Origin of the sequence: Winogradskyella immobilis, assembly GCF_021887715.1 — a bacterium.
Taxonomy (GTDB): Bacteria; Bacteroidota; Bacteroidia; order Flavobacteriales; family Flavobacteriaceae; genus Winogradskyella; species Winogradskyella immobilis.
Window position 1 is genome coordinate 44,949 of sequence record NZ_JAIQXX010000014.1, and the last position, 24,854, is coordinate 69,802.

General features: G+C 31.9%; 20 protein-coding genes. 8 read left to right on the plus strand and 12 right to left on the minus strand.

Annotation, left to right across the window (positions count from 1 at the left end; all coding sequences use genetic code 11):
* Positions 1-29: 29 nt before the first annotated feature.
* The 6 genes from K8Z87_RS10610 to K8Z87_RS10635 form a co-directional block, all read right to left on the minus strand.
* Positions 30-533, minus strand: coding sequence for a hypothetical protein (locus K8Z87_RS10610; RefSeq protein ID WP_251059577.1), 504 nt, complete (start codon positions 531-533; stop codon positions 30-32).
* Positions 530-1,057, minus strand: a complete 528-nt coding sequence (locus K8Z87_RS10615; protein WP_227477534.1) for an FMN-binding protein — start codon at positions 1,055-1,057, stop codon at positions 530-532. Before K8Z87_RS10615 ends, K8Z87_RS10610 begins: the two co-directional genes overlap by 4 nt.
* A 134-nt stretch (positions 1,058-1,191) precedes the next feature.
* Complete coding sequence (locus K8Z87_RS10620; protein ID WP_227477535.1) at positions 1,192-2,370, minus strand: porin family protein; 1,179 nt, start codon at positions 2,368-2,370, stop codon at positions 1,192-1,194.
* Positions 2,371-2,516: 146 nt separating this feature from the next.
* The gene (locus tag K8Z87_RS10625) at positions 2,517-3,383 is read right to left on the minus strand and encodes a hydroxymethylglutaryl-CoA lyase (protein WP_227477536.1); all 867 of its coding nucleotides are present in this window, start codon (positions 3,381-3,383) and stop codon (positions 2,517-2,519) included.
* A 43-nt stretch (positions 3,384-3,426) separates the two neighbouring features.
* Positions 3,427-4,173, minus strand: a complete 747-nt coding sequence (locus K8Z87_RS10630) for a hypothetical protein (protein ID WP_227477537.1) — start codon at positions 4,171-4,173, stop codon at positions 3,427-3,429.
* Positions 4,174-4,219: 46 nt separating this feature from the next.
* Entirely contained in the window at positions 4,220-5,251 is a 1,032-nt protein-coding gene (locus K8Z87_RS10635) for a quinone-dependent dihydroorotate dehydrogenase (RefSeq protein WP_227477538.1), read from the minus strand.
* Between the two features lie 115 nt (positions 5,252-5,366).
* Here K8Z87_RS10635 and pepT point away from each other — a divergent pair, with 115 nt between their 5' ends.
* The 4 genes from pepT to K8Z87_RS10655 all read left to right on the plus strand — a co-directional run bounded on the left by pepT (position 5,367) and on the right by K8Z87_RS10655 (position 12,092).
* Entirely contained in the window at positions 5,367-6,611 is a 1,245-nt protein-coding gene (gene pepT, locus K8Z87_RS10640; RefSeq protein WP_227477539.1) for a peptidase T, read from the plus strand.
* 109 nt (positions 6,612-6,720) lie between these two features.
* Positions 6,721-9,990: a T9SS type B sorting domain-containing protein gene (locus K8Z87_RS10645; protein ID WP_227477540.1), complete on the plus strand. Its 3,270-nt coding sequence runs from the start codon at positions 6,721-6,723 to the stop codon at positions 9,988-9,990.
* 164 nt (positions 9,991-10,154) lie between these two features.
* Positions 10,155-11,672, plus strand: coding sequence for a sodium/proline symporter (locus tag K8Z87_RS10650; protein WP_227477541.1), 1,518 nt, complete (start codon positions 10,155-10,157; stop codon positions 11,670-11,672).
* An 18-nt stretch (positions 11,673-11,690) separates the two neighbouring features.
* Positions 11,691-12,092, plus strand: coding sequence for an OsmC family protein (locus K8Z87_RS10655; RefSeq protein WP_227477542.1), 402 nt, complete (start codon positions 11,691-11,693; stop codon positions 12,090-12,092).
* A 73-nt stretch (positions 12,093-12,165) separates the two neighbouring features.
* Here K8Z87_RS10655 and K8Z87_RS10660 read toward each other — a convergent pair whose 3' ends face one another.
* Positions 12,166-13,899: a M14 family metallopeptidase gene (locus K8Z87_RS10660; RefSeq protein ID WP_227477543.1), complete on the minus strand. Its 1,734-nt coding sequence runs from the start codon at positions 13,897-13,899 to the stop codon at positions 12,166-12,168.
* Between the two features lie 6 nt (positions 13,900-13,905).
* Positions 13,906-15,528, minus strand: coding sequence for a M14 family metallopeptidase (locus K8Z87_RS10665; RefSeq protein WP_227477544.1), 1,623 nt, complete (start codon positions 15,526-15,528; stop codon positions 13,906-13,908).
* 221 nt (positions 15,529-15,749) lie between these two features.
* Between K8Z87_RS10665 and K8Z87_RS10670 the strand changes: the two genes are divergently transcribed.
* A complete protein-coding gene (locus K8Z87_RS10670; RefSeq protein ID WP_227477545.1) occupies positions 15,750-16,352 on the plus strand; it encodes a YdeI/OmpD-associated family protein in 603 nt (200 codons plus the stop codon).
* Positions 16,353-16,501: 149 nt separating this feature from the next.
* On the opposite strand, the gene yajC is transcribed toward K8Z87_RS10670, so the two are convergent.
* The 4 genes from yajC to K8Z87_RS10690 form a co-directional block, all read right to left on the minus strand.
* Positions 16,502-16,792 (minus strand): preprotein translocase subunit YajC, encoded by a 291-nt coding sequence (gene yajC, locus K8Z87_RS10675; protein WP_227477546.1) that lies wholly within the window; start codon positions 16,790-16,792, stop codon positions 16,502-16,504.
* Between the two features lie 17 nt (positions 16,793-16,809).
* The gene (locus tag K8Z87_RS10680; protein ID WP_227477547.1) at positions 16,810-17,358 is read right to left on the minus strand and encodes a DUF1573 domain-containing protein; all 549 of its coding nucleotides are present in this window, start codon (positions 17,356-17,358) and stop codon (positions 16,810-16,812) included.
* Between the two features lie 138 nt (positions 17,359-17,496).
* Positions 17,497-18,408 carry a transcription antitermination factor NusB gene (nusB, locus tag K8Z87_RS10685; protein WP_227477548.1) on the minus strand — a complete coding sequence of 304 codons (912 nt, stop codon included), beginning with the start codon at positions 18,406-18,408 and terminating at the stop codon, positions 17,497-17,499.
* A gap of 117 nt (positions 18,409-18,525) precedes the next feature.
* Positions 18,526-19,629 (minus strand): Glu/Leu/Phe/Val family dehydrogenase, encoded by a 1,104-nt coding sequence (locus tag K8Z87_RS10690; protein WP_227477549.1) that lies wholly within the window; start codon positions 19,627-19,629, stop codon positions 18,526-18,528.
* Positions 19,630-19,764: 135 nt separating this feature from the next.
* Between K8Z87_RS10690 and K8Z87_RS10695 the strand changes: the two genes are divergently transcribed.
* From K8Z87_RS10695 to K8Z87_RS10705, 3 genes are all read left to right on the plus strand, one after another.
* Positions 19,765-21,519, plus strand: a complete 1,755-nt coding sequence (locus tag K8Z87_RS10695) for an ABC transporter ATP-binding protein (protein WP_227477550.1) — start codon at positions 19,765-19,767, stop codon at positions 21,517-21,519.
* A gap of 68 nt (positions 21,520-21,587) precedes the next feature.
* Positions 21,588-21,986 (plus strand): PUR family DNA/RNA-binding protein, encoded by a 399-nt coding sequence (locus K8Z87_RS10700; RefSeq protein WP_227477551.1) that lies wholly within the window; start codon positions 21,588-21,590, stop codon positions 21,984-21,986.
* Positions 21,987-22,073: 87 nt separating this feature from the next.
* Positions 22,074-24,578, plus strand: a complete 2,505-nt coding sequence (locus K8Z87_RS10705) for a M14 family metallopeptidase (protein WP_227477552.1) — start codon at positions 22,074-22,076, stop codon at positions 24,576-24,578.
* The last annotated feature ends 276 nt before the right edge of the window (positions 24,579-24,854 follow it).

The window sequence follows — 24,854 nt, forward strand, 5'->3', positions numbered from 1 at the left end:
AAATATAATTGCGTGCAAATTTAGGCTTTTTATCTGAGTTTAACTCTAGTTTTTAATAATTGTTTTAGAATTATTAAAACGGCTATTGAATATGAAAACGTCATTAAAATACCAGAAAACATAACTATAAATTTAACCCATAACATTCCCTTCCATAAGAAATAAAGCCCACCAAATGTAAGTATAACTGAAATAAAAGGTTCTATAAGTAAAAAAAGCTTTAATTTAATATTTAAACGGGTTGTTATCAGTATTAGTCCTGTTAAAAAAAAGATGATAGACATTGATAGAACATGTCCATGTATTAAAGTAAGCATCTGTTGTTCATTCTTTTTGAACTTCATTACTTTAGCTTCAGGGTTTTCTTCATTACCCAAATACTGTGTTTCTATACCTTCAGGATTTGTAGAAGATGTCTCATTTACAAATAACAATCCTGTATAAAACCCTATGCTTAAAACAGTAATAAAAGCTAGTATAAGTAGTTTTAATTCTTTAGGGAAAGTCTCTATAAGGCCATTTAATTTTATCATAAAATACCCTTAGCATTTAATATTTTTAAGGACTGCATTAAATCGTTCATAGCATTAGTCATTGATCTTACCGAAATTGTTGCACCAGCAATGGCATCAATATTATCTCCGTAACGAAATTGGTCGTTTTGAGTTTTTCCAATAAATTGTTTTAACCAACGTTTACTTCCTATTTCTCCTCCATACTCTTCACGATATATCAATACTTTTGCTTTTACTACCGATAACTCTGGATTTATTAATACTAAATAATCGTATTGTGCTGTTTTACTCGGAGCTTTAGCAACATAAGCATAACCGTGATCCATATTTTGAGATTCTATTTTAAAAAGGTTATCGTTTCCAAATTTAGAGGGTAATTCTTTTGCAACTTTAGGGGAAATAGTGATAGCATTAAATGAAAAATCTTCAATTTCATATGTTGATTTAATAACTTTATCTACTTTTTTTTGAAGCTTTGGAGGAAGTCCAGATGTAAAATTTAGTACTGTAAATAAAAGAATGGTAAGCTGTTTAATTTTCATTTTTATCTTTTTTACTGAATTGCAAATTTAGTTCAAGTTATTTAATAGCATTAAAAGCCAAATAGCTAATACTAAAATTACTTTTAATACCAGCTATAAAATATTGACCAACTAACACTATTTTAAATCATTTTCTAGAACCAAACTCCTATCCCAAAGTTTAGTCTATCCGCCACATCAGCTCCTGATAATGCATTATCTCTAAACTGATAATCTCCTTTAACAACAACTCCTGGTGCTATATGATAACTTAAACCTGTTGTTAAGTCATTTCTATTAAAAGCATCATTTCTAACAAGGCTTCCAGAAGTACTAGCATGTGTATCATATTGTTCATAACGAGCAAAGGCAAATAATCTTTGTTTGTTTCCTATTGGTAATAAATTATATCCTGCTTCTAAATACCAACCCAACAAATTACTACCTAAATCTCTTCCTGTTAAATTATTATATGCCTCAGTATCTGAAAGAGAACCGTAAACAAATTGTCCTCTAGCTGTAAAACGTTGATAAGCATAACGTGCATCTAAACCAGCCATAGCTACTCCAATTTCAGTACCGTCAATAGTATCAATTTCATCTTCTGGTTGGGTTTGTCCATAATAACCTGATAAACCTATACGAAGTCCTGGCAATCCGTAATAATCTAATTTTGCAGAAAAAGTAGGACTATTTACAGTAGATTGTATACCACGTTGGCGTCCGCCTCTTAACCCATTACTACCTCTTAGTAGACCGTTTACACCTCCTTGTCCATCAGGAGTCGCAGATCTAAATCCGTTAAAAACATAAGCTTGATAGCCTAATGACAAATCGTTAAAACGACCAACAACACCAACTCCAAGCTCTCTCCAAGTGGTAGGAACTATAATATTATCTACAGCTGGCCTTTCTACACCATTAAACGTAGTGGGCTCATGAAACTCATTTATAATACCAAAAGGCACCAACATTAATCCACCTCTTAAACTTACATTAGGTTCAATAGCATAATTTACAAATGCTTGTTCTACAAATACCTCATTAACATGCTCTATTTCTACTTCTGTTACAAATTGAACTTCATCATTAAATCTATAACCAAATAACAGTACTAACCTTTGTATGTCTAACTCTCCGTTATCAGCCTCTGGTTGGTTATATGTAATTTCACCATAAGCACTAACGATAACCGATTTACCATAATTTCCTGATAATATACTCTGGGCAGCATTTTGCTGTTTTTGAGGATCAAATGTTATGGAATCTCTAACAGTTTGCGAGTAAGTATATAAACCTACAAATAGAACTAGTATTAATGTTATTTTCTTCATTACTTTTATTTAGACTTATTATAAATAGATTTTAAAATTCGATTGCAAATTTAAAATAGAATTTAAGTTTATCAAACTTTATTTAGATTAAATTTAAATAAAGTTTTCAACCTTTTCTAAATAAGTAAATTAGAGTAAATAAAAAATTAATGGTATTGCGTGAAGATTTTAGTAGCTTCATTATATGCACTTTCAAAAGGCATAGCATTGAGGTTACTAACTCTTTTTTCCGTGAAGTAAGACAACATCTTTTCGGTTGGCATATTTCCTGTAAGTTCATCTGCTGCCATAGGACATCCACCAAATCCTTGAATGGCTCCATCAAAGCGATGGCAACCTGCTTTATATGCTGCATCTACTTTTTCAAACCAAGTGGTTGGTGTTGTATGCAAATGTGCTCCAAATTCAATAGTTGGATAAGCAGGGATTAAATTAGAAAATAAATAGTCAATGTTTTCTGGATTAGAACTTCCTATGGTATCACTTAATGACAAGATTTTTACTCCCATTTTAGATAAACGTTCTGTCCAATCACCAACAATATCAACATTCCATGGATCACCATAAGGATTACCAAATCCCATAGAAATATAGACTACTACTTCTTTATTAGTAGCATTAGCAATCTCTAAAATTTCTGATAAAGTTACTACCGATTGTGCAATAGTTTTATGCGTATTACGCATTTGAAAGTTTTCTGAAATAGAAAACGGATATCCTAAATAGTCGATCTCAGCATGCTTTGATGCATCATTAGCACCACGAGTATTAGCTATAATTGCTAATAACTTGCTTTGTGTTTTACTTAAATCTAACTGTGCCAAAACCTCAGCAGTATCTATCATTTGAGGTATGGCTTTTGGAGATACAAAACTTCCAAAATCTATAGTATCAAAGCCCACACGCAATAACGATTGTATGTATTGCACCTTCTTTTCTGTAGGTATAAAGTCCTTAATGCCTTGCATAGCATCTCTAGGACATTCAATAAGTTTTACAGCTTTGTTAGTCATAGAGCTCAAAGATAAGTATTGCTAATGGTTTTGAAAATTAAATTCAATCTATCGGAAAAAATAGTCGTCCTAAAAATCCAAACCAAACAGAGAAACCTACTACGCCACCTATTAAGCCTGAAATAATAAAACTAAAACGAAATTTTAGAGGTATAACTTTAAAAATAATATAAAGAGAAATCATCAATCCAAATACCATGGTTATTGAAGGTATAATCCATTCATTATAACCAAGTATTCTGGAAATTCTATATTCATCACCATTAAAATTTGATTTTGGATAAATTAAATAATCATAAATTCCCATTATATAATTGAATACTTCTCTAAGAATAAAAAGTGATAGAAAAACACCGAGCCAATCTATAATTTTAAAATCTACTATTTTTCGTCTTAGATATAGAATCAATAGTCCAATAAAACAGGTTAAAATAGTTTGTGCTGGACCACCAATGCTCACTAATAAACTATCATTTTCTCCATAATTATATTTACTATTTATTACACTTTGAAGTCTCTTATATTTATCCTTTACCTCTTCACTTAAATTTTCATAGTCAACATCTTTATATGTTTCATTAAGTTTTTTAAGTACTTTTACTTCTTCTAATTCATTAAACCCTTTTGGATAATAGGTCATACTTCCATAATCCAGTTTTGTATCGTATCCTAATGATTTAGCTACTAGAATATGTCCTAACTCATGAGATAACGTTCCTATAATGGTAAAGCATACAAATGTTATAATAATTACAACTGAGAATTTTGCATGGAATTTAAAGTTTATCACTCTTCTAAATTAATCTAAAAATCCAAAATAGAAAAGTAATATAATTTTACGATTCACTAAGAAGTCTTTTATTAATCGATTTTATCAGTTTTGGTCCTTCGTAAATAAAACCTGTATAAATCTGTAACAAATCTGCGCCAGCTTCAATCTTTTCTATAGCATCTTCTACAGAATGAATGCCTCCTACTCCAATGATTGGGAATGCTTTGTTTGATTTTTCAGAAAGGAAACGAATCACTTCAGTAGATCTATTGGTTAAAGGTTTACCACTTAAACCTCCAACTTCTTTTTTATTAGACGATTGTAAGTCGTCTCTAGCTATTGTTGTGTTAGTAGCTATAACTCCATCTATTTTAGTTTCTGCAACAATCTCAATAATATCTAATAATTGATCGTCTGATAAATCTGGTGCAATCTTTAAAAGTATTGGCTTTGCACTTCTACTGCGCTCAGTATGAACTACATTTAATTTTCGCAACTCCATTAAAAGTGCCGTTAGCGGTTCTTTATCTTGCAGAGCTCTTAAATTAGGTGTATTTGGTGAACTCACATTAACCACAAAATAATCAACATAGTCAAATAATGCATTAAAGCAAATGACATAATCATCAACAGCATTTTCGTTTAGTGTTATTTTATTTTTACCAATGTTTCCGCCAATAAGTACTCCTTTGTTCTTTTTTAATTGCTCTACAGCAACCTCTACTCCTCCATTATTGAATCCCATACGATTAATAATACCTGAATCTTCTTTTAAACGAAATAATCGTTTTTTAGGATTTCCGTCTTGTGGCTTAGGAGTTATTGTCCCTATTTCTATAAATCCAAATCCAAAGTTTGAAAGTTCTTTGTAAAGCACAGCATTTTTATCGAACCCAGCAGCTAAGCCAACAGGATTTTTAAATGTTAATCCAAATAATTGACGTTCTAAACGTTCATCATTAATCAAATAAAGGTTTCTAAATAATGATTTAAAGCCCGGGATTTTTGAAATTGTTCTAATTAAGGAGAATGTAAAATAATGTACTTTTTCTGGATCGAAACAGAATAAAATTGGTCGGATTAATAACTTATACATGTACTGTGTTTTGCTTTGCAAAAATACTGTAAATCCTTTCAAAATAAAAGAAACTAAAACGAGACTTGTAGCTTCTATTTAGGTTCTCTATTTTTGAAGAAACACTGATTTTAATATGATACATAGACAACGCCTCATAGACCGATTTATAAGTTACATTACTATAGATACTGAATCCGATCCCAACTCTAATACTACTCCAAGTACCAAGAAACAATGGGATTTAGCCAATAAACTTGTTGAAGAATTAAAAGCAATTGGTATGACTGATGTAAGCATAGATGAGAATGCCTACATTATGGCTACATTACCAAGCAATGTAAATCATGATGTTCCTGTAATTGGTTTTATTTCACACTTTGATACCTCGCCTGACTTTACAGGTGCTAATATAAATCCGCAAATTGTAGAGAATTACCAAGGGCAAGATCTGGTTTTAAATGCTCAACAAGACATTGTACTATCTCCAGATTATTTTGAAGACTTACTTCTATATAAAGGGCAAACATTAATCACAACAGATGGCACTACACTTTTAGGAGCTGATGATAAAGCTGGAATTACTGAAATTATGAGTGCTATGGAGTATTTAATACAACATCCAGAAATTAAACACGGCACTATAAAAGTCGGCTTTACACCAGATGAAGAAATTGGTCGTGGTGCGCACAAGTTTGATGTTGAAAAATTTGGAGCAGAATGGGCATATACTATGGATGGTAGTCAAATTGGTGAATTAGAATACGAAAATTTTAATGCCGCAGGAGCAATTGTAAAAGTCAACGGAAAAATTGTACACCCTGGCTATGCAAAAGGAAAAATGGTAAATAGTATGTACCATGCTACAGAATTTATTAATGCTTTACCAAAACAAGAAGTGCCTGAACATACTGAAGGTTATGAAGGGTTTTTCCATCTATATGATATTAAAGGTTCTGTTGAAGTAACCACTTTAGAGTATATTATTAGAGATCATGATCTTTCTAAGTTTGAAGCTCGTAAAGCTTTAATGCAAAATGTAGTAGATGATTTAAACAAAAAGTATGGTAAATCTATTTTTGAAATTGAAATTAAAGATCAATACTTTAATATGAAAGAAAAAGTAGAACCCGTAATGCATATTGTAGATATTGCTGAAGAAGCTATGAAACAATTAAGTATTACACCTTTAATAAAAGCCATTAGAGGTGGCACTGACGGATCTCAATTGTCTTACATGGGTTTACCTTGCCCTAATATTTTTGCTGGTGGACATAATTTTCATGGTCGGTATGAATATGTTCCTGTTGAAAGTATGATTAAAGCAACTGAGGTCATTTGTAAGATTGCGGAATTGACGGCTAAAAAAAATAAATTTTAATAATTCATTGATATTAACTAATATTAATACTTATTAGCTTTTTTGCTCTTAAAATCAATAGATATAATCCAATATTCGAAAAAAAGTATCTTTTAAAAATATTATAATTATGCATTGTAGACTAAGAAATATAATGTTTGTGTTGTTAATTATTACAATATATAATTCTAATGCACAAGTTATTCTGAGTCATAATATAGGTAATACCCCTATTAAGACAGACATGTTTTCTTGTGAAACTGATGAAAGTTGGTCTCGTGTATTTAAACTGTCTGATTATGGTATTTTACCTAATGAGCAATTTATGATTACATCTAGTCAAATAGGATTAAGTGAATCTAATGATGGAGCCTACCTGTTTTTAAGGGTCTATAATGCAGACAACAATTTCCCCAATCTTTCTGATACACCATTCTCTAGTAATTTAATAGGTAGTCGTCCAATGGGTAGGTCTCCTGTTTTAAATGAACCGGAAGTTGTACAGGTTAATTTTGATGAGCCAATTATAATACCAGCTGGTATTGAAAGAATTATGGTATCTATTGATAAAATTGAGGATTTCAACAATACATCATCTGCAAAAATTTTTATTGCTGGAACTCAAGAGGACACAGATGTTTCTTGGTATAAAGGTTGTGAAGATACTTTTCGCTTAACTCCAACTTCTAATTTATCCCCTTCAGTTCCTAATGCCAATTTTTATATAAATGTTACTGGTGAAAAGTTTAATGTAAACAATTTAGGTTCAACAACAAGATTAACTCATAATTTATGTGATGATATTATAGAAACAGATATACATTCTTGTTCGTCCTCATTTATTTATTGGGCTCGAACATTTACATTAGCAGATTTTGGAATTTCAACTGATGAAAAATTCACTATAAACTCTGGTCAAGTTGGAATAAATAAAACAGGTTATTTGCCAGAAATTAGTTTTAATGTTTATAAAATAGACGATAACTTTCCTAATTCATTTTCAGAATCAGATTTAATAGGGAGTAGTCAATATCAGACTATTTCTTCAAACATAAGGCGTAATTCTCAAATTATACAAGTAGACTTTGAAACCCCCATACTGGTTCCTTCTGATGTTGAAAAAATTTTAGTAGAGGTACATAAAGGCATTGTTTCTGGAGATGGTATTGCATTCATAGCAGGTTCTACTCAAGATAATGACATATCTTGGCAAAGAAGTTGTACTAATGTAGCCGGTGGTACCACCTTTGACAATAATGAATATGTTTCTACTGCTGAATTTGGTCAACCTAATGCTAATTTCTATATAAATGTAACAGGAAGTGTTAATCATTTGACTAATACTTTTCAAATGAATATTTCTAATATATGCTCTGAATTTTTTAAAGAATTTAGTATAACAAACCCTTCTAATCTAGCCTCAGTTCAATGGAATTTTGGAGATCCAAATTCTGGAACTAGTAATACATCATTAGATTTAAGCCCTTTTCATGATTTTTCTGAAGATGGAATCTATATTATAACAGCATTAGTAACAGATATAAATGGAAACACAGAAACTATAACTGAAACTATCAATGTTATTGAGCCGCCAGAGGCTTTTGGGATAGAAAATGTACATGCTTGTGAAGATAATTTCGGATCAGGGTTTTCCTCTTCTTTTAATCTTTCAAATATTACTCAAGAGATTGTTGGTAATCAAACTGATATTGTTATAACTTTTATAGATGGTAGTGGTAACGAATATGATTCCTTACCTAATGGGTTCACTAACACTGTAATAGATAGAGAAACTATTGTAGTAAGAGTTGCTCACGATAATAATCAGTGTTGTTATTCAGAAATCAGTTTTGATTTAATAGTCAATAAATTACCTAACTTAACTTCTGTGATAGATTTAAATGAGTGTGATAATGATAATGATGGTTTTGCTCTATTTGATCTAGAACAAGTAAAAACATCAATTTTAGAAAATGAAACTAATATAGATGTGGAATTTTACTACGAAGATGGTTCTCTAATTCAAGAACCTCTGAATTTTATAAGTAATAATGTAATAAATGAAGAGAACATAACTATTAGAACTATAAATACCAACACCTCTTGTCATGTAGAATCCACTTTTAAATTAATCGTTAACCCTACTCCAATAGCAAACCCATTATCAGATATAGTTGGATGTGACGATAATAATGATGGGATTTCAGAATACTTTGATACATCACATATAGAATCTGACGTTATAGGCAGCCAAACAGGAGTTCAAGTATCATATTTTGACAGTTCAGGGAATATATTACCTAGTCCTTTACCAAATCCTTATACTAACTCTACAAATAATATAGAAACATTAACAGTACGAATTACTAACACATCTACTAATTGTTTTAGTGAAACACTATTAACATTAAGAACTTCATCTCAACCGCAAATTAATACTCCTACAAGCATATATGCCTGTGATGAGGATAATGGGTTTGCGAATTTTGACACATCTAATATAGAAAATGAAATTATAGGTAATCAATCTGGATTATCAATAACATATCTCGATATAAATGGTAACACTATCTCTAATTTCGTTTCCACAAATTTTCTGAATACAGAAGCTTGGAATCAAAAAATAATTGTAAGAGTAGAAAATGAGACTAACAATCAATGCTATTCTGAAACAGAGTTTAATTTAATAGTTAATCCTCTACCTGAAATAAATCTGGAAGAAACATATTCTATATGTAATCTAGATCCTTCAATTAACTTATCTGTAGATCCGAATTATAATTCTTATGATTGGGTTTATGAAGGTGGCCCTTCTATTTCTTCTAGTAACTCAGCAGAAATAATTGAACAAGGTATTTATACATTAACAATTACTAAACTAGAAAATGGAATTGTATGTGAAAATTCATTTTCATTTGAATTGATTCGCTCTACTCTACCAGAGATTCTTCAAGTAAACCAAGGTGAGTTAGGGAATAATTTTATTGAAATAATAGTTACTGGAGATGGCGATTTTGAGTATTCTATAGACGGTATAAATTATCAAGACAGTAATATATTTGAGAACATTAGAGGTGGAATATATACTGTATCTGTAAGAGATAAAGAAGGTTGCGGTGAAGATACAAAAGAAGTTGTCTTAGTAGACTATCCTAAATTCTTTACACCAAATAATGATGGAGTTAATGATTTTTGGCAAATTAGAGGTGTTAGTAGATTTCCTAATTCAAAAATATCAATATATGATAGATATGGGAAGTTGATAACTGAGCTATCACATACTGATATCGGTTGGGATGGAATGTATAAAGGTACTTACATGCCAACAAATGATTATTGGTTTAGTGCAAAACTAAATGATGAAATTGTTTTTTCAGGACATTTTACATTAAAAAGGTAAGATGTTTTTGGATTGGGTTAATCTTAATCAACTGTAGTTATAAAGCTTCCTTGTAATTTCTATATTTTTCTAAAGAATCATTTTATCAAATCACATTTGATATTACAATATAAATAACCGACCTTGAAAAAATAATTCCTTTGTTTTAATCTAACTAAACCACCATGGCTACTAAAATCATAGTACTTGCAATTTATGTTTCTATATTATTTTTAATTGGTATTGTAGCTTCTCGTCGTATTAAAGGCATGAGTGATTTTTATGTCGGTGGTAAAAAAATGGGATTCTGGGCTGTAGCATTTTCGGCAAGAGCAACAGGAGAATCTGGTTGGTTATTAATTGGTTTAACGGGCATGGGCGCTATTGCAGGACTATCTGCTTATTGGGTCGTTTTAGGTGAATTATTAGGTGTCTTTGTATCCTGGTTTTTTATGGCAAAACGCTTTAAACGGCAATCTGATTCCTATGGCTCTATTACTGTACCTGATTATTTACAAAGCCATTTTAAGTCTACAACGCATACTCTAAGAATCCTTGCAGCCTCTGTACTTTCCATTTTTGTTATTATATATGTGAGTTCTCAAATTGATGCTACTGGTATTGCTTTTGAATCCTTTCTTGGCATCAATTATTTTGCTGGAGCTTTAATTGGTTTTTTTATCGTTCTTATCTATATCTTTTTTGGTGGTTTTGTAGCAGCAGTTTGGTCAGACTTGTTTCAAGGCTTACTCATGTTTTTTGGCCTTATTCTGCTTCCTATTGTCGTTTGGTTCTCTATGGATCATGGACAATCTATAGTGCAAGGTTTACATACTATAGATCCAGCGCTTACAAATATTTGGGGAGGTAATGATGATGTATGGATGAATGTCTTTACTATTCTTGGTTTCTCTATGATAGGTCTTGGCTTTTTAGGCTCCCCACAAGTTTATGTACGTTTTATGTCTATAAAAAATGAAGCTGAAATCGATAAAGGCAAATGGGTAGCTATTGTATTTACATTACTTACCGATGCTGCAGCAGTAACTATTGGGGTTTTAGCCAGAGTATTATTTACGGAAACAGGACAAGATCCTGAAACTGTTTTTGGAACTGGAGCTACTGATGTTTTAAATGTTATGACGGAAAATTTTCTGCCTTATATTGTTGTAGCTATTTATATCGCTATAGTCCTTTCCGCTATTATGTCTACCATAGATTCTTTACTTATTATTGCTTCTAGCGCTATTACTAGAGATTTTTATCAGAAAATATTTCGTCCAGATTTAAAAGATAACGAGCTTACCAAGATTTCTCGTATTGTTACTATTATTATGGCTATTGTAGCTTTAGGTATTGCTATGACAATAGCACTAGTATCTCCAGATCGGCAAGTATTTTGGGTTATTATCTTTGGTTGGTCTGGTATTGCTGCTACATTCTGCCCTGTTATTATTCTCAGCTTATTTTGGAAAGACTATTCTGAAAAAGGTGCAATTGCTTCTATGATTTCTGGATTTATATCTGTTATTGTTGTTAAGTTTGTGTTTCAGAATATGGAAAGTGTAGGAGATTATTTTGTAGCATTAGATGTTCTTGCTCCCTCCTTTGTAGTTGCTATGCTATTTGGGTGGATTTTTTCAAAATTATATCCTAAAAAAGAAGAAGAAACTACTAAAGATATTAATAGTATAATTAAATAAATTTATAAAAAATAACGTATGCCAACGATAAAAATACAATTACATCAGAATTCTGAAACTTCAGTAGAACTACAACATGATCAATTTAATATTACTATCGATAGACCTGTATCTAAAGGCGGAAATGGAAAAGGCTTAATGGGTGGACAATACATGTTAGCAGGTGTAGGTGGTTGTTTTTGCAGCACTTTATTTGCTGCTGCCATTGCGAGAGATATACAAATAGACGGTCTTAGTGTTACCGTATCCGCAGAATTAAGTGAAACACTTCCTAAACGGTTTACAGATATTTCATTGAATGTCTCACATGATAAATGTAGCCATCCTGAAGAATTCTCTAAATTATTACAGATTGCTGAACAAGGTTGTATTTCTGTTAATACAGTTAAAAACGGTATTAATTTCGAAGTGAATTCTTAATATAAATTACTGTCAATTTGAGCGTAGTTGAGAATATATGGATTTCGACTACGCTCAATCTGACATTAGCGTTTTAAAGTGATTTACTCACTAATCCACCTTTTGCGCTATCTACAGTAACTTTGTAGTTATTTCCGCCTTTTACAATCCAACGTACTTTTACAGTACTGTTACCACTAATATTATTTATTCGCAACTTTTCAGGATTCACTTTTTGTTCTGTAGTCACATTAAAATCGTCATTATTAACAATCATTCCTGCTATTACCTTGCCACCAGACAATGAAATAAAATCTGGACGCTCAATCTTATATTTTAGATCTTGACTCGCATGTGTCGGCATTAAACGATCATTTTTAATAATAGCCGTTACTTCTGTTAAACCACCACCAAGAGACTTCTTAGTAATCTTATCTACAGATATATTTGGCATATGATACGCATGGTAAAATGTAAACACCATATTACGGTGACATTCTTCTTCTAATAAAAATCCTGGTGTAGCTCTACCAAAATTCTTTTTAAATCCTCCGATTTCAACTTCTCCATAGGTTGGATGATTAAATGATTTCCACATGGTAAATCCATCTCCCAGTAATAAATCGCGCTCGGCATTATAACGTACATCTTGTCCACCTCCATTTTTCTTATAATAGGCATAATTTGTAAAGATTTCGTTAGTAAATGTATAGATGCCTCTTCCACCATAGAACCAATCCAATTCACCTCCAAAAACAGAATACAAATCTTTATATACGGTTAAATAGCGGTATCCAGGAAGCAACTCAGCTCCTTTGTTACCAATAGCGTCATATATTCTAACATCTGCTCTATTGTAGGTCGCTAAATCTTCTTCAGCTCCTGGTCCTCGTAAAATCATTCCACCAGAATTATGAAAACTTTGAGCTCCTGCAATATTTGGATGTGCCTTTACAAAATCTGCAACTGCTCTAGTTTCTGGTGCAGAAAATGGATATTTATAAGCACCTCGTTGTACGTAGTCTGGTTGCCATTTCCAACCCCAATCTCTATTAGGATCGTAATATCCATATGTATCTTCATTAATACGTCCATCTCCATCGTTATCAATACCTTCAGAACCTAAAAACTCATAACGCTGCGCGGTTACAATATCATCTGGTCCAATCTGAATCATTTTCCGAGGATCTTTAGGATCTAAAATAAAATTACCATTATCATTTTTACGACGCATTTGTGTTATAGAACCGTCACCATCTAAATCGTCGTAACCATCTTCATCAAACAAACCATCACTATCGTCATCTAAAGCAATTAAACCTGCTCTTGGACTATGTGCTGTATTCGCTTCTTTCATAAAATCGTTACGTGCATCTGGATTAATCGTCGGTACAATGTAAAATATACGATCTCTAAGCATATTTTTCACATAATCAATATCCTTATAACCTTCGGTTAGATACCAAGCCGTATACGTGCAAATTTCACCACCTTGTATTTCGTTAGAGTGAATATTTCCATCTACATAAAATGCAGGTTTACGATCTGCATCACCAACAGAATAATCTGTAATAGCTAACATCCAAATATCTCGTCCCTTTGTCGATTTCCCTATAGACTGGCGCTTTACTAAGTTAGGATGTGCGTCTGCTATTTTTTTTCCTAATGCAGCTAAACCTTCTGAAGTATAGTATTTATTAAATGCGATCTGAACTTTAGGGTTATGTGGAGTTCCAACAGCTCTAAAAATATCTTCTGATGTTTGACTTACAGCCGATAATGGTATTATAAAAAGAACGGCTAATATGATATATATATAAGATTTCATAATGATTTATTTTAAGTTGATAGATGCATTATCGGTTCCTGTATGTGGTGCGCCAGCAGTTAAATTTAACGAGCCTTTACCTTTAATAAGCCAAGTCAATTGTACTGAACTATCTTCTGCAATAGTGTTAATTAACTGATGCTTCCTTCCTGAAATTAGCTCTTGATTGTTCCCTAATTTAATATCTACATTAATTTGGCGTAACCAACGCGATCGGTCTCCCATCTCAGTATGTGTTGGAATTAACCCTGTATTATGCACATCTACTGTTATTCTTGTAATTCCGTTACCTATAGCCTCTTGTTTTAAATTCTGTAATTTTATTGAAGGTTGAAGCTTTGAAATCTCAGCTATAAATTTAGCATGAGATTCAACAATGGCACTAACCTTATTATACGGAGGATTTGTCATTTTAAAAGGAACCATACCACCAACTTCTACTTTTTGATTAGGAAAATCGGGATGATTAATTTCTTTCCAATCTACAAATACATCTGTCATTCCTTGTTGCTCTGACCAACGTAAAAAGTTAACCTTATTATTTTTTGAAGGCTTTACTAAAGAATCTGCTTCTGGTTTTGGAGCCCACCAACCTGGAGTACTCATTGCCAATTTACCAAAATGAAAATAAGACCAACTAAAAAAGTTACCGCCTTTTGCCACAGAACCTGGAGCATCTTTTGTTTTTGTAATGTCATTATAACGATCTGAAAGAAACTTATTCAACATTTCGTCTTTCTTTAAAATACTTGTCACTACACGTTTATTGGCTGCTTGTGCATTGTATTTTAATGGTGACGACAAGTTATTTGCTGGACCAAAAGTAAAAATGCTATAAAGGTTCCATCGTTCATATAAAAAGTCTAACAGAGCTCTGTTCTCTTTTTCTGAAACAGGATGTTCACCAGAACCTTTTGTAAAATACGGAAAGTTAAAACTCATGTTTTTATTAAACGCTATTCCTCCTTCTCCATCTTCATTAAAACGCCCATCTTTATCATTATCTATACCTTCAGTATATAATTTGTATGCTCCTACTTCTCCTTTTTTAGTATTGGCTTTAACCATAATACGGTTATCTTCCTCTAGCATCTTATAATCTCCTGTAGGATCAGCAACACGAATCATAGTTATTAAATTATCCCCATTAAGGTCTTCGTAACCATCTTCACCTTTTTCTCCATCTCTATCATCATCTGTGTTCACGGCATTACCATGACGTTCATACTTTAAAGTTTTAAAATACTGCGCAGTAGCATCTGGACTCATATTAGGAAAAATATAAAATGTTGTTCTTTCTAATATATCCGCATGATTGGTTAAAATATTTTCTGCCAATTGTACAGAAAGTTCAACGCCTAATAAGTGACCACCATCTACTCCACCAACTATAGCTATGGCAGGATTACTATCTGGTTGGCCATTAGACAGTGTCAATGACCAAATGTCGTTTCCTCCTTCTGTTTTTGTTAATGATTTTAATGTCGCTTTGGAGCCATGTTGAGACGCTAAAGTTTTTAATGCACTGGTAATTTGACTCGAATTCCGATAATCTTGTTGCGCATTTAGTGTAGCAATGTTTGTTAGAAAAAAACAACTTGCCATTAGAAGTAATACTCTAAATTTCATGTTTTGAATTGCGTTAGTTTAAAAGTGAGCAAAAGGTACTATTTATAGGACTATAGATACTTCCCTTTATGATTTTTTTAAGAATAAAAACAAGTCTATTATTGAGAGATTTGACTTTGCGAAAAAATAAGTCGAACTTAGTTGATATATACTTGAATTGACTCTCGTATTCAATTAGAGGTATTAAATAAATTTATATAATCATTTTGGATCATATTTGAATGAAAAAAGTAAAATCCGTAGAAGAATATATAGAAGTTAATAGCCATTGGCAAGAAGAGCTTCAACTATTAAGGTCTATTATTTTAAAAACAGAGGCAATAGAAACTTTGAAATGGAGTGCACCTGTTTATACGGTTAATGGTAAAAATGTGATTGGTCTTGGGGCCTTTAAACAGCATTTTGGGATTTGGTTTTTTAATGGGGTCTTTCTAAAAGACAAACATCAATTATTATCTAATGCACAAGAAGGCAAAACTAAAGCGTTACGCCAAATGCGTTTTGAATCTCGCAATGAGATTAATGAAACTATTGTCTTAGATTATGTAAAAGAAGCTATTGAAAATCAGAAAGCAGGTAAAGAACTAAAACCAGAACGGAAAGCCAGTAAAGCAGTTGAAATCCCAGAATTACTAGCTAATGCTTTACAATCTAACGCTGAATTATCTTCAGCGTTTAAAAACCTATCGCCCTATAAACAGCGGGAATATTGCGAACACATTTTAACTGCAAAGCGTGAAGCGACAAAACTATCTCGGTTAGAAAAAATTACTCCAATGCTATTACAAGGTATTGGGCTTAATGATAAATATAGAAATTGTTAATGCGTTGTCATTCCTGCGAAAGCAGGAATCCAGATAAGAAACAATCAATTAATATTAATTTCGCAGGAATGACAAATAAAACTTAGTTCTTTAATTAAAAAAGCCGTTTCAAATTAATGAAACGGCTTTTATTGTATTTATTATCAGTGCTATTTTTTAGCTTCTGGTGCATTTAGTTTTCTACTCATCTCCATAGAAATCGCAGATCTGTCGAATTTAATTTTTCCAGCTAATGTTTCAATTACACAGCTATTATCTTTATCATTCAATTCTGCAACTTTACCGTGCATTCCACTTTTAGTTATTACACGATCTCCACGTTTTAACTCAGCTGCAAATGTTTTTTCTTGTTTCATACGCTTTCTTTGAGGCGCAATCATAAAAAAATACACTACCGCAAACATGGCTATGAAGGGCAAAAACGTATTTAATTCTCCCATTAAACGTTTACGTTTTTTTAGTTATGGTTATGACCTTCGTGACCTGGCTGCGTACTTGTTTTTGTAGCTGGCTGTGTAAGGATTGATTGTGGTGTAGCGTTAGCTGGTTGAGCTGCATTAGGATCAGCTTCAACAAAAGCAGAAATTCTTACTTGCTCATTACCTTTTGCCGTATTCGTCGTCATTGTAATGGTTTTAGACACTTTGTTACCATTTCCTTTACCATTAAATTCTACTGTGAATTGACCTGTTTCACCTGGCGCAACTTCTTTAGTATAATCACTAGGTACTGTACATCCACAAGTACTTTTAACATTACTTACTACTAAAGGACTTTTTCCTGTATTTGTATATTTAAATACAGTTTGTACTGGAGTACCATTTTCAATAGTACCAAAATCATGTAGTTCTTTATCAAACGAAATAGCAGGAAACTCTCCTGCATTAGCGTCTCTTTCTGCAGCTGCTGCTACATTATTAGTATTCACTTTACTTGCCGCGTCTTCTTTACAAGATGTAAATGCAATCATTGATAATGCACTAAGACCTAAAATAAGTTTTTTCATTTTTATTCTTTTTTAATTAATAAGTAGATTATTGTTTTCTGGGGTTAAATGTAGTAATTATTTACTCTAAAATAAAACTTTTAGAAGATTCTTTAACAGATTTATAGTATTAAAAACGAAGTGTTTAAAGGCTCAAGTCTACATTAAACCTCTACCAACTTTGTTGTGTATATTATTAGATTTGTATTCTTTAACGATTTTATCTAGCACTCCATTAATAAAAATACTACTCTTTGGTGTTGAATATTCTTTAGCGATTTCTAAATATTCATTAATCGTTACTTTTACTGGTATAGAAGGAAATTTTTGAAATTCGCAGAGTGCCATTTGTAATAAAACACCATCTAAACTGGCCAAACGATCTGCATCCCAATTGGTTGTTTTCTCTGCTATCTCTTTATAATACTTTGTTTGATTTAAAAGTGTCTTATTTAATAAATCTATAGCAAAAACACGATCTTCATCATCTTTATATAAATCTGGAAGTAAAAAAGTTTCAGGTTTAGTTAATTTTAATTTTGTAAATAATTTTAGCATTGCTGTATTAACCACTGGCAAGTCATCTACCCAAGTAATGCGTTTATCTTCAAAAAAATCGAATAACTTATCGTTAGGAGCTATAATCTCGGTATACACATCAATAATAAAATCTTTATCTTCTTTTAGTGTTGATGGGCCTTTAGCCATATACTCTTTATAAAGATCGCTCTCTAAAATAGCTTTATAAATAAGGTCTACATACTCAAAATCTAAATGCCAATAATTAAGTTTTCGCTTTTCAATAGTAGAATTTAATAATGTATTACTACTAATAAATTGCAACACTGTATTATCTGCAAATTTACGATTGGGATTAATATCGTCTTGCGTAGCTAATAGTTTCTTTTGTGATAAATCTAATCTAGAATTGGCTTTTTTATGGACTTCCACCAATAAAGCCATAATTGCCAAGTAAAGTTCATACATGCTATCTATACTATGCAATAAAAATTTTTCATCTTTTGAAAAATTATCACTCTCTGTGCCTTTAAAGGCAAATAAAGATTGCATAACTTTAATACGAATGTGTCTTCGGTTTAGCATATATAAAGAACTTAATTATATTAAAAAGGTGAAATCGTAACGATTTCACCTCGCAAAAATACTATTATTTATTGCTGAAAAAAATTATTTTGCATTTTCTCTTTTACGAGCTGCAATACGATTTTTAGCAATATTAAGTGCTGCAACATTAGTAGTTACACCATTAGTTTTAGCATCGTTTAATATTTCTAATGTTGTGTTATAAATATTTTCTGTTTTACGCACAATCTCCTGACGTCCGTAATTCTCTAACTCAGCATACACATTAATGATTCCACCTGCGTTAATTAAAAAATCAGGCGCGTAAACAATACCTCTTTCTTGTAATAAAGCTCCGTGCCTATCTTCGCTAGCTAATTGGTTATTTGCTGCTCCGGCAATAATTTTAGCTTGTAATTTATGTATGGTCTCATCATTAACTGTAGCTCCTAAAGCACAAGGAGCATAGATATCCATCGCTTCGCTATATATATCGTTCCCAGTATATATAGTAGCTCCATACTTATCTCGAACTTCTTCTAAGCGTTCTTGGCTTATATCACTTATAGTAACACGCGCTCCTTCATTTACCAAATGCTCAACTAAAACTTCACCAACATTACCTATACCTTGAACAAATACATTTTTATCTTCAAGAATATTAGAACCATATTTAAATTCGGCAGCAGCTTTCATACCCATAAACACACCATAAGCGGTTATTGGCGAAGGATTTCCTGCTCCACCTTTACTTTCTGAAATTCCAGTAACATAAGGAGTTACATCTCTTACCGTATCCATATCTTCAGTAGTCATACCTACATCTTCAGCCGTAATATATTTTCCACTTAAAGAATGTACAAACTCACCAAAACGTCTCATTAATTCTGGAGTCTTTTGCGTTTTAGCATCACCGATAATAACTGCTTTGCCTCCACCTAAGTTAAGTCCTGTTATAGCAGATTTAAAAGTCATACCTCGAGACAAACGTAAAGCATCATTTAGTGCTTCCCATTCGTTATTGTAGTTCCACATTCTAGTACCTCCTAAAGCAGGTCCTAAAACTGTATTATGTATTCCTATTATTGCTTTTAAACCAGTATCTTTGTCGTTGCAAAAAACCACTTGTTCGTGGTCATCGAAAGAAAGTTGCCCAAAAACAGGATCAACCTTCGCAAGTGTTTTTGTATCAATTACGTCTGTTATCATCTCTATTATGATTTTTATTCTGTTTGAAGATTCTCTAAAAACAGCGTGCAAAAATAAAGTATAATTAGAGGATTAGCAAAATATTAACGCTAAAATAAGATTATGTCAATAGATTTGTCTTATCCATTTTTTTGAATGAAAGCATTAAAACACTTAAATAAATACTTTTATAAATATAGATATCGACTTATTGTCGGTATTTTTATTACAATTATTGCAAAAGTATTTGCATTATTTACACCTCGTTTAATTGGCTCCTCAATAAATGTAGTTTCTGACCGCATAAATGGAAAAATTACACAAGAGGTTTTTGAAAGTCAATTATTTATAAACATCCTTTATCTTATAGGTGCAGCTATACTTGCTGGTATTTTTACATTTTTAATGCGTCAAACTATTATTAATGTTTCTCGTTTTATTGAATTTGATCTCAAAAATGAAATCTACAAGCACTACCAAATTCTCTCTTTAAGCTTTTATAAAGCCAATAGAACTGGCGATTTAATGAATAGAATAAGTGAAGATGTTGGCAAGGTACGTATGTATGTTGGTCCTGCAATTATGTATACGATGAATATGATTACTTTATTTGTCGTCGCTCTTATATATATGTATAGCAGATCTCCCGAACTCACCTTATACACAGTATTACCATTACCTATTTTATCGATAGCTATCTATAAGATTAGTCAAGTTATAAATAAACGTAGTCGAATAGTACAAGAGTCATTATCTAAATTGTCTTCATTTACTCAAGAACATTTTAGTGGTATCTCAGTAATTAAATCTTATAGCATAGAAAGCCCGACCAATCATAGTTTTGAAATATTATCGTCTGAAAACCGTGAGAAACAAATCGATTTAACCAAAATACAAGCTCTATTCTTTCCTTTAATGATATTACTCATTGGTATTAGTACTCTTATAGTAGCTTACGTTGGTGGAACATTATATATAAATGGAAAAATTAAAGATATTGGTACTATTGCTGAGTTTTTAATCTACGTTAACATGCTAACATTTCCTGTTGCAATGATTGGATGGGTTACTAATTTAGTGCAACAGGCCGAAGCTTCTCAAAAGCGTATTAATGAATTTTTAAAACAAGAACCTGAAATTAAAAATAATATCGAAATACCTTCTGTTATTGAAGGGAGTATTAATTTTAATAATGTATCATTTACATATCCAGATACTAACATTAATGCACTCAAAAATGTAAGTTTTAATATTGAAGCAGGAAAAACACTAGCTATTTTAGGAAAAACAGGCTCTGGAAAATCTACCATTCTAGATCTCATTGGAAGATTATATGATATAAATAAAGGTGAAATAACTATTGGTTCTACTTTAATAGGTGCTTTAAATTTGAACAGTTTAAGAGAAAGTATTGGTTATGTACCGCAAGACGCATTTTTATTTTCAGATAGCATAAAGAACAATATAAAATTTGGAAAAGAAAATGCTACCGATGATGATGTTATAATAGCCGCCAAAAATGCAAAAGTACATTCCAATATTAATGATTTTAAAGATGGCTATAACACCGTTTTGGGTGAGCGTGGCATTACACTCTCAGGAGGTCAAAAACAACGTATATCTATAGCTCGAGCTATTATTAAATCTCCAGACATTTTACTATTTGACGATTGTTTATCTGCTGTAGATACTGAAACCGAAGAACAAATTTTAACAAATTTAAATCGAGTATCTAAAGATAAAACAACTATAATAGTTAGTCATAGAGTATCATCTGCTAAAAATGCAGATCATATTATAGTTTTAGATGAAGGTAGGATTATTCAAACAGGAACCCACGCAAGTCTAACAGAAACAGAAGGTTATTATAAAGATCTATGTATTAAACAACGTTCAGAAAAAGAAATCTAATAATTTGTTGGTTAGTTTGCTTTTTTTTTAGATTTTTGAATTGAAATAAAAAAAATTACAATTGCGTTATGAGTGATTACGGAATGATGGATAAGGAAGAGATTTTTTCAAAAGTATTACGTGCTGGAAGACGCACTTATTTTTTTGATGTACGTGCAACAAAAGCAGGTGATTACTACCTAACTATTACAGAAAGTAAAAAGTTTACAAATGATGATGGATCGTTTCATTATAAAAAACACAAAATCTATTTGTACAAAGAAGATTTTGTAGAGTTTAGAGACATCTTAGGAGAAATGACAGATTATGTTATTAATGAAAAAGGTACTGAAGTTATAAGCGAAAGACACCAGAAAGATTACAAACGTGAGAGTGATGAATTTCAGGCCAATGAAGCAAAAACTGTAGAGGATTCTAAAATTGATACTCCAGAAAATTTTACAGATGTCAATTTTGAAGATATATAACAATTTTGATTGTTAAATTATAATGAAAAACCGTTACTAGTGTAACGGTTTTTTTTACTTTTATACCTTAACTAACTTCTAATATATATGCAACGTTTTTTATTAATATTCGTTTTAGCAACATCTACACTATTCTCTCAGTCTGATGTTGATTTATCATATTATCTTCCTACAGATGTACAATACAATCCAAATATACCAACGCCACAAAGCGTTATTGGTCATGAGGTTGGAGAATGGCATATCACCCATGATAAGTTAGTGCAATACGCTTACGCATTAGCTGAAGCTTCTGATAGAATTACTATTGAAAACAGAGGTAAAACCTTTGAAGATCGTCCATTATTATTAATGACAATAACATCACCTAAAAATCATCAAAACATTAATGCTATACAAAAAGCGCATGTTGATGCCACAACAACAAATACATTTTCTGGAGATCGACCAATAGTTGTTTACCAAGGGTTTTCTATACATGGTAATGAACCTAGTGGCGCAAATGCAGGTATAGTAGCAGCTTATTATTTAGCAGCAGCTGAAGGTTCTAAAATTGATGATATGCTAGACAATACTGTTATACTTTTTGATCCTTCATTTAATCCTGATGGTTTACAACGTTTTGCATATTGGGCTAATACAAACCGAAGTCAAAACCTAAATCCAGATCCAAACGATAGAGAATATAGCGAGGTATGGCCTGGAGGAAGAACCAATCATTATTGGTTTGATATGAATAGAGATTGGTTACCTGTACAATTACCAGAATCTAGAGTACGTATCAAAACGTTTCATGCATGGATGCCTAACATTTTAACGGATCACCATGAAATGGGCACAAATTCCACCTTCTTTTTTCAACCAGGAATTCCATCGCGTACACATCCATTAACACCAAAATTAAACCAAGAACTTACAAAAAACATTGGTGCTTTTCATGCCAAAGCTCTAGATAAAATCGGTTCTCTATATTATTCAGAAGAGAGTTATGATGACTTTTATTACGGAAAAGGTTCTACGTTTCCAGATATTAATGGAAGTATAGGTATTTTATTTGAACAAGCGAGTTCTCGTGGACATGTACAAGAAAGTGCAAATGGACTATTAACGTTTCCGTTTACGATACGAAATCAATTTACTGCAGCATTATCTACATTAGAAGCAGCGAATAATATGCGAGGTGAAATTTTAAAATACCAATCTGATTTTTATAAAAATGCTAGAAATGAAGGTGCTAAACAAGGTAATAAGGCTATTATTTTTGGTGACGAAAAAGATGCAGCTAAAACCTATCATTTAGCAGAGATATTAAAAAGACACAATATTACGTTCCATGAAGTGAAAAATGATATTACACTTAATGGAAAAAAATACACTAAAGGTCATAGTTATGTTGTTCCTAAAAACCAGAACAATACGCGTTTAATTAATGCTATGTTTGAAAAGCGCACAAAGTTTCAAGACAGTTTATTTTATGATATCTCTGCTTGGTCTTTTCCTTTAGCCTTTAATCTAGATCACGCAGAAACAACTACGTCTAATGCTGGAGCAGTTGTTTCTAACTTACAGCACAAAACTGGTGGAGTTAACGCTAAGAGTAACTATGCTTATCTTATGGAATGGCACGAGTATTATTCACCTAAATTTTTATACAGTCTTTTAAATAAAGGAATTAGAGCTAAAGCAAGTCAGAAACAATTTAGTACTAATGGCAAACAATACGATTATGGTACCATAATGATTCCGGCTCAGAATCAAGATATATCATCAGACAAATTGTTTACTGTATTAAATCAACTTGCTAAAGAGAGTTATGTCAATGTAGATGCTGTTGGCACAGGATTAACTAATGGTATTGATTTAGGAAGTAATAATTTTAGAGCTTTAGAGTTACCTAAAATTGCCTTATTAGTTGGTGATGGTATAACGTCTTATGATGCTGGTGAAATATGGCACTTATTAGATACACGCTATGATATTACAGTAACAAAATTAGATACTAAGAGTTTTGCAAGAGCAGATTTAAGTCGTTATAATACTATTATTATGGTGAATTCTTTTTCTGGTGTTAATGAAAATAACACAAAGAAATTACAAGCTTGGCTCAGAGATGGTGGCACTTTAGTCGCATACCGTAATGCAATGCGTTGGTTGAACAATCGAAAACTTATGAATATTAAGTTTAAGAACAGTAGTCTAACAGCAAAAAACATTACACACGAACAGCAAGGCAATTTTAGAGGCGCACAAGTTATTGGTGGTGCTATTTTTGAAACTAAATTAGATCGTTCTCACCCTATCAATTTTGGATATAAAAATGATAAACTAGCTATGTTTAGAAATACCACTTTATTTGTTGAGCCTAATAAAAATAGTTACGACAATCCTATTCAGTACACAAAAAACCCATTATTAAGCGGTTATATATCAAAACCTAATTTAGATAGTCTTGCCAATACAGTACCGCTTAAAATAGGTAATATAGGTAGAGGTACTATTGTTGGATTTACAGACAACACCAATTTTAGAGCATTTTGGTATGGGACTAATAAGTTATTAATGAATGCTATTTTCTTTAGGGAAGATCTTTAGTTAGGTGTTAGGCACTTCGACAAGCTCAGTGTGACATGTTAGGTGTTAGGCACTTCGACAAGCTCAGTGTGACATGTTAGGTGTTAGGTGTTAGGTGTTAGGTGTTAGGTGTTAGGTGTTAGGTGTTAGGTGAAATTAAATTTTTTACTAATCCTTTTTTACTTATGCTTTTTAACTTATAACTTATCCCTTATTACTTATCCCTTATTACTTATCCCTTATTACTTATCCCTTATTACTTATCCCTTATTACTTATCCCTTATTACTTATCCCTT